Annotated in this window: 13 protein-coding genes; 5 read left to right on the plus strand and 8 right to left on the minus strand. The window is 48.0% G+C overall.

The window, feature by feature from the left end:
- Positions 1-26 precede the first annotated feature (26 nt).
- Positions 27-899 (minus strand): carboxylating nicotinate-nucleotide diphosphorylase, encoded by an 873-nt coding sequence (gene nadC, locus ACFQ2T_RS11850; protein WP_379034670.1) that lies wholly within the window; start codon positions 897-899, stop codon positions 27-29.
- A 143-nt stretch (positions 900-1042) separates the two neighbouring features.
- Here nadC and ACFQ2T_RS11855 point away from each other — a divergent pair, with 143 nt between their 5' ends.
- The 5 genes from ACFQ2T_RS11855 to ACFQ2T_RS11875 all read left to right on the plus strand — a co-directional run bounded on the left by ACFQ2T_RS11855 (position 1043) and on the right by ACFQ2T_RS11875 (position 6720).
- A complete protein-coding gene (locus ACFQ2T_RS11855) occupies positions 1043-1666 on the plus strand; it encodes a glutathione S-transferase N-terminal domain-containing protein (RefSeq protein WP_379034672.1) in 624 nt (207 codons plus the stop codon).
- A gap of 244 nt (positions 1667-1910) precedes the next feature.
- A complete protein-coding gene (locus ACFQ2T_RS11860; RefSeq protein WP_379034674.1) occupies positions 1911-2111 on the plus strand; it encodes a hypothetical protein in 201 nt (66 codons plus the stop codon).
- A 374-nt stretch (positions 2112-2485) separates the two neighbouring features.
- Positions 2486-3412: a PEP-CTERM sorting domain-containing protein gene (locus tag ACFQ2T_RS11865; RefSeq protein ID WP_379034676.1), complete on the plus strand. Its 927-nt coding sequence runs from the start codon at positions 2486-2488 to the stop codon at positions 3410-3412.
- A 231-nt stretch (positions 3413-3643) separates the two neighbouring features.
- The gene (locus tag ACFQ2T_RS11870) at positions 3644-4303 is read left to right on the plus strand and encodes a PEP-CTERM sorting domain-containing protein (RefSeq protein ID WP_379034678.1); all 660 of its coding nucleotides are present in this window, start codon (positions 3644-3646) and stop codon (positions 4301-4303) included.
- Positions 4304-4386: 83 nt separating this feature from the next.
- Entirely contained in the window at positions 4387-6720 is a 2334-nt protein-coding gene (locus ACFQ2T_RS11875) for a TonB-dependent receptor domain-containing protein (protein ID WP_379034680.1), read from the plus strand.
- Between the two features lie 60 nt (positions 6721-6780).
- Here the strand turns inward: ACFQ2T_RS11875 and ACFQ2T_RS11880 are convergent, their stop codons facing one another.
- From ACFQ2T_RS11880 to ACFQ2T_RS11910, 7 genes are all read right to left on the minus strand, one after another.
- Positions 6781-7731 (minus strand): PEP-CTERM sorting domain-containing protein, encoded by a 951-nt coding sequence (locus tag ACFQ2T_RS11880; protein WP_379034682.1) that lies wholly within the window; start codon positions 7729-7731, stop codon positions 6781-6783.
- Complete coding sequence (locus ACFQ2T_RS11885; protein WP_379034684.1) at positions 7728-8462, minus strand: matrixin family metalloprotease; 735 nt, start codon at positions 8460-8462, stop codon at positions 7728-7730. The genes ACFQ2T_RS11880 and ACFQ2T_RS11885 overlap by 4 nt, the downstream gene beginning before the upstream one ends.
- A 308-nt stretch (positions 8463-8770) precedes the next feature.
- The gene (locus ACFQ2T_RS11890; protein ID WP_379034686.1) at positions 8771-9103 is read right to left on the minus strand and encodes a hypothetical protein; all 333 of its coding nucleotides are present in this window, start codon (positions 9101-9103) and stop codon (positions 8771-8773) included.
- Positions 9104-9183: 80 nt separating this feature from the next.
- Entirely contained in the window at positions 9184-10278 is a 1095-nt protein-coding gene (gene mnmA / locus ACFQ2T_RS11895; RefSeq protein WP_055827997.1) for a tRNA 2-thiouridine(34) synthase MnmA, read from the minus strand.
- Complete coding sequence (locus ACFQ2T_RS11900; RefSeq protein ID WP_379035165.1) at positions 10275-10706, minus strand: NUDIX hydrolase; 432 nt, start codon at positions 10704-10706, stop codon at positions 10275-10277. The genes mnmA and ACFQ2T_RS11900 overlap by 4 nt, the downstream gene beginning before the upstream one ends.
- A 159-nt stretch (positions 10707-10865) precedes the next feature.
- Positions 10866-11501 (minus strand): YchE family NAAT transporter, encoded by a 636-nt coding sequence (locus ACFQ2T_RS11905; RefSeq protein WP_379035167.1) that lies wholly within the window; start codon positions 11499-11501, stop codon positions 10866-10868.
- A gap of 81 nt (positions 11502-11582) precedes the next feature.
- Positions 11583-13517, minus strand: coding sequence for a peptidase U32 family protein (locus tag ACFQ2T_RS11910; RefSeq protein ID WP_379034688.1), 1935 nt, complete (start codon positions 13515-13517; stop codon positions 11583-11585).
- Positions 13518-13556: the final 39 nt, after the last annotated feature.

The raw sequence follows: 13556 nt of genomic DNA on the forward strand, positions 1-13556 counted from the left end.
CAAGAATGGTCACTTTCTTGCCTGACTCAAAGCTGCATCTGAATACGCATACTCAAATCAATCGCCTGAATATGCTTGGTCAAGGCGCCAATCGAAATGCGGTCAACGCCGGTTTCAGCAATCGTCCGAACGGTTGTTAAATCCACATTTCCCGAAGCTTCAAGCAAAGCGCGTTTCTGGTTGACTGTCACTGCCTGACGCAAGTCTTGCAGCGTAAAGTTATCCAGAAGAATACTTTTCGCTCCGGCATCCAGCGCCTGCTTCAATTCATCCAGTGTCTCGACCTCAATCTGGATATTGCCAGTGTCGCCTATTTCAAATGCGGCGTTCAGCACAGATGAAATCGAGCCGGCAGCGGCAATATGATTCTCTTTGATTAATATGCCGTCGTAGAGTGCGAGTCGCTGGTTGGCACCGCCGCCTGTGAGTACTGCATATTTTTGCGCCAGCCGCAGACCGGGCAAGGTCTTGCGCGTATCCAATACCTTGGCAGGCAAATCCGCAATGAGGTCGGCATATTGGCGGGTGTGGGTTGCAACCGCAGATAATGTTTGCAGGAAGTTTAACGCCGGGCGCTCGGCACTCAGCATGGCACGGGCATCGCCCTCTATTGCTACCAGCGTCTGGTTGGGTTGCACGAGGTCGCCATCCTTAACGTGCCAATCGAAGCTGACTGCCGGGTCCAGCTGCGCAAAGCATTGCTCGGCCCAGGCGCATCCGCAAAGCACTGCCGGCTCACGGCTGATGATGGTCGCTGAGGCAGGCGTGCCAGCGGGAATCAGGGCTGCGGTAAGATCACCTTTGCCTATGTCTTCCTGCAAAGTCGCCTTTACCTGCTCTGCAATCAACGCGGCATTCAGGTAAGGTGGCAAGGTTTGGTAGATCGAAGATTGTGCCATGAGGGTATCTGCATGATTGAAAATTATGCACAGGACAATTTTAAGCCCATGCCAAAAGCTATTATAATAAATAGCGACCCGGGACATCAGTTTTTGTGACCGGCTTTTTTTCTTCAACAGCACCTTTCATTGGCAAACACACTATGCAGCTTTTATATACGGTTAACAGTCCTTATGCACGCAAGGTTCGCATCGTTGCCATCGAAAAACACATTGACCTCACATTAACCAGTGTCGTGCTGGCTGAGCCTGACTGTCCTGTCAGTCAATTCAACCCTTTGGGCAAAGTGCCGGTACTGGTGCTCGATGATGGCGAAAGCCTTTATGACTCGCGTGTCATCGTGGAATACCTGGATCACCGTACGCCAGTGGCGCATTTAATCCCGCAGGATCATCTGGCCAAAATCAAAGTGCGTCGCTGGGAGGCCCTGGCTGATGGTGTCTGTGATGCAGCGGTTGCAGTGATGCAGGAACAGCGCAAACCTGAAGCGCAGCAAACAGGTGCCTGGATAGAGAAGCAAATGGCTAAAGTAGTCGCTGGCCTGACGGCATTAGATAATGATCTCCTCAAGAAAAAATGGTGTGTCAATGAAACATTCAGCCTCGCCGATATTGCCTTGGGCACAACCTTGGGCTACATCGATTTGCGTTTCAAGAGCACCCAGTTAGAGGGTAAATACTGGCAGGAGAAATTTCCTAACCTCGCCAAGCATTATGGCGTGCTGGTCAAGCGCCCAAGCTTCAAACAGACCATGCCGCAACCTTAGCAAATCTGCTTCCACAATAACAGTCTTGAAGCTGTTATCTTTTCTATTGCAGTAAAACTGCAATCACATTCAGCTAAGTTGAATTGTCATTTCAATTTAGCTGTCATTAGCCCGCAAACCACCGTTCTCGTTAAATGTTGTAAAAAGTTCCATTGATCACTATAAGTCTTTAATTTGGCATTGATAATAAAAATGATAATTGTTATCATTTGAGAATACAGTGTTCAGTAACGGTTACAACTTCATGATGGATGCCAGCATGCCAGTAAAAAAAAGATTGCTTGAATTAGTCGATGAGCTAATTGCGCATGACGGTTTTGGCAGCATTAGGGTAGATATTCGTCTTCTAAAGCGCGGTCAGAAAGAAGTCATTATCGACTGCGGAAAGCAATATCGATTTGTGGTGGATTTTCAGCCTGCTGCAGAACTAGCTGACAGCAAGTAGCTCGCTGGTTAGTTGAATAAAACCGGGGATATCTCCCCAAAAGTTCCGACGGCATGGGGCCGTGGAAATGTTGAGTTGAGTAGTTCGCCCGCAAGCGCCTTCATGAGGAAGGGTCAACGGCATTATCCATGGCACCATGTTTCTACTTGGGTTTCTACCTAGGTTTCTACGTGGTATTGCATGCTTATGTTCATAAGCATCTTCTCGCCTCCGATTACATACTCAACAAGACATTAAAAGATTCGTTACCTGCCGGGCTCATTGTCCTGCAGTGCAGTATCTGCTGCGAACGAGCATGCCAGCTACCTCTAACTAGGAGAAGGGGGTAGCCGGTTTAATGGGCTTGTGCCCGTATGAACTATGGAGAAGAAAAAATGATGAATCAACTAAGTTTCAAACCCCTCTCAATCGTTGCATTGACTGCATTTAGCCTGAATATAGGCTCGGTTTTCGCTGCAACCCCTACTGGTATTCAGGATGCTATCCCTGTCGCTAAATCGCTGAATGGTACTAAAAAGGATGACGGCTGGTATAACCTGAGCTCTGCCTCCAAAACCAAAACAGTGGACGGCCAGTCTGTCACCATCGCTGGTATTCCTGGTGGTGGTTTCCCAGGCATGGCACCACTGCCAAATGTAGTGTCACAAGTCAAATCTGACGCTGACAATTCAGCGACTTTCAGAAAAGTGAACAATGGTGCAACAGGTGGCGCTTTCCCATCCAGCGATAGCCTTTATGCTGGCTCTTTCAGCGGTGCTTTCAATGTTAACGGTGGCAAGCTGGGTGTGTTTGAAACTGCGCCAGTGGACAATCTGGCCAATGTGGTGTTCCAGGTCGAAATTGGCGGTGCCAATGGTTACGATTTCTACCAGCCTTCTGTGGGCAATACAACCACAATTGGTGGCGCTTCAACGCATGCGGCAGGTGCTTTAGCCGTGACCAATTACTTCCCTACACTCAACCTGACCTTTGGTGATAACACAACAACTCAGTTATCTGCCAACTGGGCTGAACTGAGCACCAAAGGCGAGAACGGCACAACAAGTGCTGGCGGTACAGAAGAGCCGATCTACATCAACCTGTATGCATTCCAGTGGGATCTGAGCGGCTACAGCAATATTTCATCGTTCAATGTGACTTTCGATGTGGTCGCTCACAGTCAAACCTACGCAGCCCGCCTGACACAGAGCGACACGTTCAATCAAGTGGTTGCGGTACCAGTGCCTGAACCAGAGTCATATGCAATGATCCTTGCGGGATTAGGCTTGATCGGCTTTGCAGCACGCCGCCGTCAGGTTTAACGATTTAACCTATGCTGAGCGGTAAAGGCCCTGCCAAGGGGTCTTTATCTTGCTCTAGGCAACCTCCTAAAGCCGCTGGTAGCGCATATAAGCGGTAAAGGTGTTTGTCCATGCTTGTCAGCATGGAAATTGAATACTCAACGGTGTGAGTCCGTGAGGCTTATTTTGAGGTAAATGGCGTATCACCTTCAAGAGGAAGGGACTCATGCGCTGTAAGAGGAGACTTATAAAATGAAATTATCAGCTTTAGCTTTGGCTTTGGGTATGGCATTCAGTGGTTCTGCATTTGCTGCAGCGGCTACCTGGAACTCCGCAACACCATGGGGTAGCGATGCTACTGCATCTTTTGCGCAGTGGAGTGCTATTGAATCTATCAATGACACTACTCCGGATGCCGGTTTTAGCGGTGCCACTTCTGCTTCGTTGCGTGAAACATCTGGAAACGGGTTTGTAACCGGTGGCGGCTTGGGTGGCAATATTTACAGTTTTACAGGCACAACAACGTTCACCGCTACTTTGGGTGGCGGCGCGACAACGGGTTTATTTGATGTGTACCTGCGCATCGGTACCATTGGTGAGGTTGCAGGTACATCAGCTACTTTAAATGGTACTGCAGCCACTTCAGTCGTGTGGGATGGTGGTGCAGCAGGTGGTCCATTTGGTGGTGCTGCGCAAGAGGTGTACTGGAAATGGGAAGACGTTTCAGCATCCAGCCTGTATACATTTAACTTCGCTGCTATTGGTCCTCACATGAGTCTGGATCAAGTGGCGCTGGCAACAGTTTCTGTGCCGACAGTCACCCCCGTACCAGAACCAGAAGCGTTCAGCATGATGGCACTGGGCCTGGGTCTGATGGCATTTGTTGCACGTCGTTCTTCCAAAAAAGCCTAATTCCGGTTAGTAGTTTTCATAACAAAGGGGCTTTTATAGCCCTTTTGTTTTACCTGAATATTAACGAATAAGTAAAACACCCCATGTTGGCAAGTCTTGAATATTACTGGCAATTCACAAAAACAAAGAACATTCCAACTATGTGGCTATGTGGTCTGGTCGTTTTAGCGACATTGTTAATTACCAGTCCGCATGTATCAGCAGCAGAAGATGCTGCACAAGACGAGTCGGAAAATAAAGCGGTAAACACGCTCTCGCCAGCGGTGCCTCAACAGACTGAAACGGACAAGTTAGAGACCTTACCTGAGGTATCTGTCAAAGACAAAAGAGTCATTGAAAATTCAGGCATCAACCGGACACTTCCAATTACAACTATCACGTCTGACCAGTTACAGCGTAGTCAGCCTAGCAATATCTTTGATGCCGTGCGATCAGCTCCAGGCGTATCTATCAACGGCGGTCCCCGCCCAAGTGGTATGTCATTCAATATTCGAGGCTATGAGGACAATGAAGATGTGCTGGTCAAGGTCGATGGAGTACCTAAAGGGTTTGAGAAGTACCGGATGGGTGGCACATTTATTGAGCCAGAATTACTTAAAAGTATAGAGATTCAACGCGGTCCGCAAATTGCCAGCGGATCAGGCTCGTTGGGGGGAACCGTCATCGCAAATACTAAGGATGCCGAAGATTTTTTGAAGCCTGGTCAGAAATATGGCGCAAAAGTCAAATTCGGCTATGGTAATAATAGTGATGAGTATTCCCGATCCTATTTACTGTATGCCAGGCCTGATGAGCGAGTGGATATTCTCTACAACTATTCAAACAGGACTGCCAATAACATTACATTAGGTGATAATTCCAAGCTGGCAAATTCAGCGATACAGTCAGTTTCTCATCTACTGAAATTCAGTCTTTTTCCGACTGAGGATTTGCAGTTGGTCACTTCTATAGTTAAGTTTGAGGATTCAGGACTGCAGCAATATGATGTGAATTCCGCGACGCCAGGTTTCTTTGGTAAAACTATTCGCTCTGTGGACGATTTCACATGGTCTGAAACCGTAAAGTACAATCCAGACCATCCATGGGTGAACCTTAAAGCTATTGTAGGTGCTGGACACTCGGATGTTGAGGATTTTTTCCCGCCAGGATTCTCTGATGTGGTAAACCGTGCTCAACCTGATTGTAACGGGATTATTTACATACCTGATCCAAGCAACACTGGAATATGCAGGGGTAATGCCACGGATACTTTCAACTTCAAAACCAGGACTGTCGATATTAGTAATGAGGCGATTTTTGCCGAAAAGGGGTTTTTCAATGTCTCATTATTAACTGGTTATCAATATAATTTCAGTCATCGCGATGTGACTCGCGTTTTTGATAATGCGGTGATTAGCCCTGTCGGTGGCTTTAATCCTGCTGTCCCACCCGGAACGAAAACCTTTCATGCGATTTATATCCAGCCAAAATTTGAAATTGGCCAGGTAAGTATCATTCCTGGCTATAGGCAGGATAGATATAAAGTAGAGGCAGATGGCGGCACATTGGCTTTGCTGAGACGCTTTGGTCAAGAAAGTAAAATAGAGTTCAAAAAAGAGACCTGGAGTTTAGGGTTGGCCTATGATTTTTTTGATAGAAAAAATCCAGAGAAACTGACGCTTTACAGCAATTATGGACAGGGATTCCGTCCGCCTTTGATCGATGAGTATTTCACACAAGGCCCATTTGGTTTTTGCAGATCAGCATTTATGCCGACACAGGGAAGACCTTCAGAAATTTGTGGTGATTACTACAAACCACAATTGTCCGAATCGACGGAGGCCGGCGTAAGTTATCAAACGCCACATCTGCTTGGTACCGATGTATTTTTCACCGGCAAGCTTAATTTCTTTCATATCAATACTTCAAGATTGCTCTCATCTTTAGGTGAGGATAATGGGCGTGTGACGCAGGATGGCTGGGAGCGCAGAAATGGGGTTGAGATCGAAAGCTTTGTCCAATACAAAAGCTTATATGCGCGTGCCGGATACTCTCGGATTACAGGAGAGCAGGTCACAGGTCATCTCGATTTGATTAATACGCCACTTTTCACTGCGCCTGGTAATACCTTCAATTTGAATGTCGGCGCTGAATTAAGCAAGAGTGTCGATATCAACTTAACTTACAGGAGGGTCTCAGAGAGGGACATCATTGTCGGTGGTTCTGGGACACTCCTTAATCCCTACAGATTTGGTATCCAGGATGGATATGAATTATGGAATGCCGGTGTCCGTTGGAAGTCCAGCGAACAACTAACGTTCAGATTGATCGGGGAAAATCTGAAGAATGAGTTTTATAACCTGAATGGTTCATTTGGATCTCTTGGTTTGCCAGCGCCTGGCCGTAATGTCAAATTTCTGGTCGAGCTGACATATTAAATCCAGTTTCATAGTTAAAAAATAAAGCCCCAGTTACTAATGGGGCTTTTTCTCTAAATCTTATGGCTGTTCTTGTTTTATAGAATGCCTACGGCGTGCAGCCAAACTAATTAGTCCTAAACCCGTTACTAACATAAGAAAGTTGCCCGGTTCCGGCACTGCGGTGACATTTACTTGCCAACCGATATCTTTAAACGCTGCGTAGTCCAGAACTGTCGGCAATTCACGTTGGCCTCTTACTGTACTTGGATCCATCAGTGTTTCCTGTGTGACGCCGTTGTAGGTGCTCGAAACACCTGGTGCCCAGTGACTACCATATTGGTCTACAGGAACCGCACTACCATAGCTTGCAACGGATGCTGCGCCAGTGAAGTAGCCGTTATCGATTTGCGCTAGCCATGAATCTGCTTCGCCGAAACCAAGAATATGCCCTATTTCGTGTGTTGCTGTGGTGAGAAAATCCGGGCGCCCAACGGTCAAACCACCAACATCACTGCCGAAGTACCAATCGTTGGCGGCATTGAACCAGATCATGCCACCCCATACAGCATAATCCGTTGCTGCAGGACCGGTTGTATTGGCTTGTCCACGGGTTGTCACTGAATCTACAAATGCATCAGACCCGGTGGCGATAAGGTTGTAACCAGTATCGGCGAAGCCTAATACTCCTGGTGCCGAGGAGGAGCCACCTACATAAATGCGCAATGTGTCTGCAGCAATGTTGAGGTTGTTTAAGGTGATAGGCGCACCTGCCAAGCTGGGGTGCGTCATTTGTACAGACCAGACGTCACCGGCCTGTGGTGTGATTGCCGTCAATGTATCGGTAAATGTGTTGTAAAAGGAAGCAGCTTGATCAAGGATTGCTCTACGCTCAAGAAGTGGTGTCACCGTGACAAGGTCTGTGAAAAAGCCTCTGGTATCGTACGTGTAGTCAAATTCGATGGTAAGCGCTTGTGCTGGTATGGTGGCAAGTAACCCTACAGCTACCACTGATATGTGCAATTTTTTCATGTGTTTTTTCTTCCTTTTAACAGCAGGATTGATAACCCCCCCAGCAACAATGCCCATGTACCAGGTTCAGGCACTGGTGTTGCGGATAGTGGTGTGACAGCACCTGTACCTGCACCATACACATCTTGTAGTGCGGCGATCATCATGTTATTTAACGGGAAAACCGGGCCGGTATAGGCAGATTTCGACAGTATTGAATTCCCAGGGTCATCTGAGTCAATGTAATGCCCCATACCTAGCGAGTGGCCCAATTCATGCTGTGCGACTGCATAGAATAAAACCGAGCTCCAGCCAAAACCGAAACGCTGTCCATTGAATATCACATCGCCAGCTAATCCACTGGTGTCTTGCGGGAAATAAGCATAGGCATTCGCATCATCCACATGCGGAACCACCCCGATCCGGATATCAGCCAGGCCAGTAGGATCGTATTGCCCTGTTTCCGGTAGCGGGCCATGATCAGCCACTTCTACGAAGTGAATAGGCAACACTGCAGCATAGTCAGCGAATGCCTGTTCGAAAGCGCTACGCATAATGTCTGTTGAAAGTGATTGCCCGGTAGCGCTGATAATCCCGCCATCAAATAAATTACTGTAACTGTAGGTCAGGGTAATTGGTGAGCCGATACCATTCGGCTGGTCCCAACTTGCATACATGGGGTAATAGCCACCCCAGGCAGTGCCCGATACCAGGAAAGCCAGTATCGGTGCACGATGTAAATGCTTTAACATGCTTCATCCTCTCAAAACTATTGAATTTATTGTCTGGTAATTTTACCTCATTAGATGTTAATGAGAATTATTATCAAAATAAATTTAAATTTTTTAAGTAAAAAATTGGTTCTAAAAGGAGGGTAGCTGAGGTCGTAAATAAAACGATGTTACTCAGGGGTTTTACTGGATAAATAAATTATCTATCGTGGATGGATAATTTAATAAGCAAATACAAAAAATGATTTACACGCGAGTCTGGAGTAAAGCTTATGAATTTCTCGGCGCTTTGTAATATTCCAGCGCCGAGTTATTTATGGGAGGATGTTTTAGAGTGGCGCGACGTCATCGTCGCTAATCAATGTATGCAGATTGTTCTTTTGACGCAATGTCTGGCGTTCATTCAGGCGTTTTTGAGCAGCACTTGGGAAGTCGGTATAACTTATCAGGTTGCGCTCGATCAGAATGCTGATCAGGTCTTCCAGCACGCGTGCCAATTGAATGTCACTTTCGCGGAAAGTGTGATGCTTTTTGAGTTCTTCGTCCAGAAAGTGTAGATAATCGGTATCTGAATTTTCTACTTCTATCCAATCAGCAGACACTTGTGTATCCGGGCTTGCGGCAATAATTGAACCTTCTTTATTTTTGAGTATATAGGCCATCAGGTGTCATTCCTTGTCACTTTAGGTGTGAGTTATTGTTTATCAGGAAAGCAGAAGCAATAACCATGCCTTTGGGTTACTTAAATCGCCCCATTGATGATGCCGCCACCCAGGCAGACATTGCTTTCGTAAACCACCACGCTTTGGCCTGGGGTAATTGCCCATTGATGCTGACCAAAGCGGATGGTCGCTTCCTCGTCATTCACCGCATCGACTTCGCATGGCGCATCCGGCTGGCGATAGCGGGTTTTGGCCGCGTAAACCCAGTTGGTGCGGGGCTGTTCGCCGCTGATCCAATGCAATTGCCCGGCCGTCAGGCCGTCACTTTGCAGTAGCGGGTGATCGTGCCCTTGTACGACGATCAATTCATTGCTTACCATGTCTTTGCCTGCGACAAACCAGGGTTCGCCGTTACTGTCGCGGCTGCCGCCAATTTTCAGGCCCTGGCGCTGGCCTAATGTGTAATACATCAAACCTTCGTGCTCACCGACCACCTTGCCTTCAGGGGTACGCATGATGCCGGGTTGTCTTGGCAGGTAGCGTTGCAAAAATTCCTGGAACGGGCGTTCGCCGATAAAACAAATGCCGGTGGAATCCTTTTTTTCGGCATTGATGAGTCCATGTTCGCGCGCGATCTCACGCACTTCGCGCTTCAGGTATTTACCCAAAGGAAATAATGTTTTAGATAACTGTGCCTGGTTCAGGCGTGACAGGAAATAGCTCTGATCCTTGCTGCCGTCATCTGCTTTCAGCAACTGATAGTTACCCGGTTGAATCGGGTTCTCACGTACCTGGGCATAGTGACCAGTCGCAATTAAATCCGCACCCAGGCTCATCGCATGGTCTAAAAATGCCTTGAATTTTATTTCGGCATTACACAGGATGTCAGGGTTAGGTGTACGGCCAGCCTGGTACTCTTCCAGGAAGTTAGTGAATACTCGCTCTTTGTATTCCTCACTAAAATTGACGGCTTCAATATCAATACCTATCTTGTCAGCGACAGATACGGCATCGATCAAATCCTGCTTGGACGAACAGTATTCATCAGTGTCGTCGTCTTCCCAGTTTTTCATAAACAAACCGGTGACATGGTAGCCTTGTTGCTTTAGCAACAAAGCGGTCACAGAAGAATCAACGCCGCCGGACAGGCCGACGATCACATGTGGCTTACTCATAATGCCTGGCCCAAATGTTTCAAAATATCTAAAGAATAACGTTTGCCCGCAAGGTAATCCTGCACGCATAACAGCACCTGAGGACTGCGCATCAACTCACCCTCGGCAGCGATCTCGGCTTCAGTTTTCCATACAGTGCGGAGTATGCCGTCGTCCAGCGCTTGTTCAGGATAATGTGTGCCCAGCTTGCCGGTAAAAGCAAAACGCAAATAGGTGATGCCATTGCCCGGATGCTGCCAGTGGTAAATGCCTACCAGGGCTTCCGGCGTAAAATCATACGCAGTTTCTTCCAGCGTTTCCCGAATCGTCGCTTCTATAATCGTTTCGTTTTCTTCGAGGTGACCGGCTGGCTGGTTAAAGCGATTGCCACGGTCAGTGGTTTCTTCAACCAGCAAAAACTTGCCGTGTTGTTCGATAATTGCCGCCACGGTGACGTTGGGTTTCCACTGCTGGGAGGATTTTGAAGAGGCAGGTGAATTCAAAATACGCGGGTTTCGTTAAAAGCGCTATTTTAACGCTAAGTGATTGATTGCGGTAATTATCTTAAAGCCTGGGACCATTGCCATGCACTTGTAGTTATGCTGTCATCACCCCGCCAGCTGCGGAAACAAACCAGTCAATCCATGCGCAATAAACTCTACTGACATTGCCGCTAGAATCAGCCCCATCAGGCGGGTCACGATATTGATCCCGATAGAGCCCAGGTAATCAGTGATGGCATCAGAAAGTAATAACAAGCCCCAGATAAACAGTGAAATTAAAGCCACCGGTATTATCAGGCTTAAATGCCCCCAAAAACCAGGATGCTGTTGCGCAGTGATAATCATGCTGGAAATCGCGCCTGGTCCGGCAAGTAGCGGGATACTCAATGGCACAATCGCAATCACTTCACGCTCTGACAGGTCTTGCGCTTCTTCGGCTGTTTGGCGAGTGCCACTTTGCTTGCCATGCATCATTGAGATAGAAATCAGTAGCAGCAAAATACCACCACCGACCTGGAATGAAGGGATGTCGATGCCAAAAAAGTCTAGTACTTTGTCGCCTATAAAAGCCGAGACGCACAGCACAATCATCACGGTCATGCCGACTGTGCGCGCAGTGCGGGCGCGTTCTTTTTTGCTCCAGCCACTGGTGGCACTGATGAAGATTGGCAGGCTGCCGATGGGATTCACAATCGCCAGCAAGGCAATCGCGATTTTAAGCAGGTAGGTATATTCGTTCATGGCGGTTACTTTTGGCATCGGATTTTGTCGCCAAGCTTGCCTGAAAAGAATGGTGTAGGCAAATTGCCAAGGTCATTTTATTTATGCAGGACGCTTGTCAAAAAACGCAATTGGTTGTGGCGGTGCCATCTGCAAGATATGTTTGCGCACTTTGCCCATCACATGCATTTCGCAGGGCTTACAATCGAACTTGAGTGTGTACCTGTCATTGCCGCTGATCAGCGTCATGGGTTCGGCCGTCACCGTGCCTTGCACACCTATCACGCCTTTGGCTTCTTTCGGGCACAAGCCGTGGCTAAAACGCAGGCAATGTTTGGTGATCATCACTGGCACTTCATCCAGCTCTTCGTTTGATTCATAAGCATTGGCAATCAGTTTCACGCCATGTTTATGATAAAAATCACGTGCTTTCTGGTTGTAAACGTTGGCAAGATAACTCAGGCTGTCTTGCGGATAGGTCGCAGGCGGTTCGGCAGCCGCACGCAATGGCGGACGGTCGTAGCCTAATGTTCTGATGGCAATTAACTCTTCCACGGCATCACGGCGTAGATGGTTCACAACAGAGGCGGGCAGGAACCAAGGCTGGGTCAATTCCAGGCCGATATCTCTGGCAGAAAAATCGGTATTTCCCAGTTTTGCCAGATTCTCCCTCAGTGATGCCTCGGCCTTTTCTGCATCGTTCGCAGGCTGCTTTTCAGCAGTGCATTGGGAGGTAGCGCTAAAGCCTTGTTCATCCGTCAGTGTCAGTGCAAAGCCATCGCGCGTCTCGTAAAGAACAACATCCAATGCGATTTTTCGTGAGGCTGAATCCTTTTCCAGCAAGCGCATAAAAGCGTGGTCACGGTTGCGGTAGAGCTGGGTGTTGTTGCGGATATCTGCCGGCATTTCATTGGGGAACAGGCGTTGTGTATAGTTATCCAGCGCTTGTACCGTGTTTACACGCAGGCCGACCAGCTCTTTATGCACATCAAAAAAGCACACGCCATCGCCATTGTGTAATGCAACTTCTGTCGCCACATCGATAAAGTCCTTACCGACTTTACGCACTTTACCCAGTTCTTCACCTGAAAATTTGGGTGTATCAAAGGCACCGATATCTGCCTGGCGGCCATTGGCAAAGTAATCGGTCGAGCTGCGGTTAAAGGTTTTTTCCGGCTGCGGCGTAAATGTATAGCTGGCATTCCCTGCTGAGGATTTAGCATATTCCGGCATTTCCTCCAGAATCTCATCCAGCAGCTGGCGGTAATGCGCCGTGGCATTTTTCACATAAGGCAGGTCTTTGTAGCGGCCTTCGATTTTGAAGCTGCTGACGCCGGCGGCAATCAGCGCACGCAGGTTGGCACTCTGGTCGTTATCTTTCATGGATAGATAATGCTTGTCTTTACCCAGGATGCGACCCTTCTGGTCTTCCAGCGTATAAGGCAAACGGCATTCTTGTGAGCACTCACCCCGGTTGGCGCTGCGGCCTGTGTGGGCATGACTGATAAAACATTGCCCGCTGAAAGCAACACATAAGGCGCCATGGATAAAATATTCCAGGTTAGCCGTCGTGGCATCGGCAATCTTTTTCACCGTCGCGATATCCAGCTCGCGCGCCAGTACGATCTGGCTAAACCCCACCTGATCGAGAAACTGCGCTTTTTGCACGGTACGGATATCGGTTTGCGTACTTGCATGTAGTTGTATCGGCGGTAGATCCAGTTCCAGCAAGCCCATATCCTGCACAATCAGCGCATCTACACCAGCGTCATACAGTTGATGCACCAGCTGGCGTACACCTTCCAGCTCGTTGTCATGAAAAATCGTATTCAGTGCAACAAACACTTCAGCATGGAATTTATGCGCATGCTGCACCAGTCGGGCAATATCCTGCACGGTATTCGGGGCTTTGGCGCGCGCACCAAATGCCGGGCCACCGATATACACGGCATCAGCGCCGTGATTGATTGCCTCAATGCCAAAATCAGCATTTTTGGCAGGTGAGAGCAGTTCGAGGTGTTTGCGGGTTTTTTGCATGAAAGAGTCTATGTACAGTGTAACAACTTGATTTAAGAC

The sequence above is a fragment of the Methylophilus flavus genome, assembly GCF_042678905.1.
Lineage (GTDB): Bacteria > Pseudomonadota > Gammaproteobacteria > Burkholderiales > Methylophilaceae > Methylophilus > Methylophilus flavus.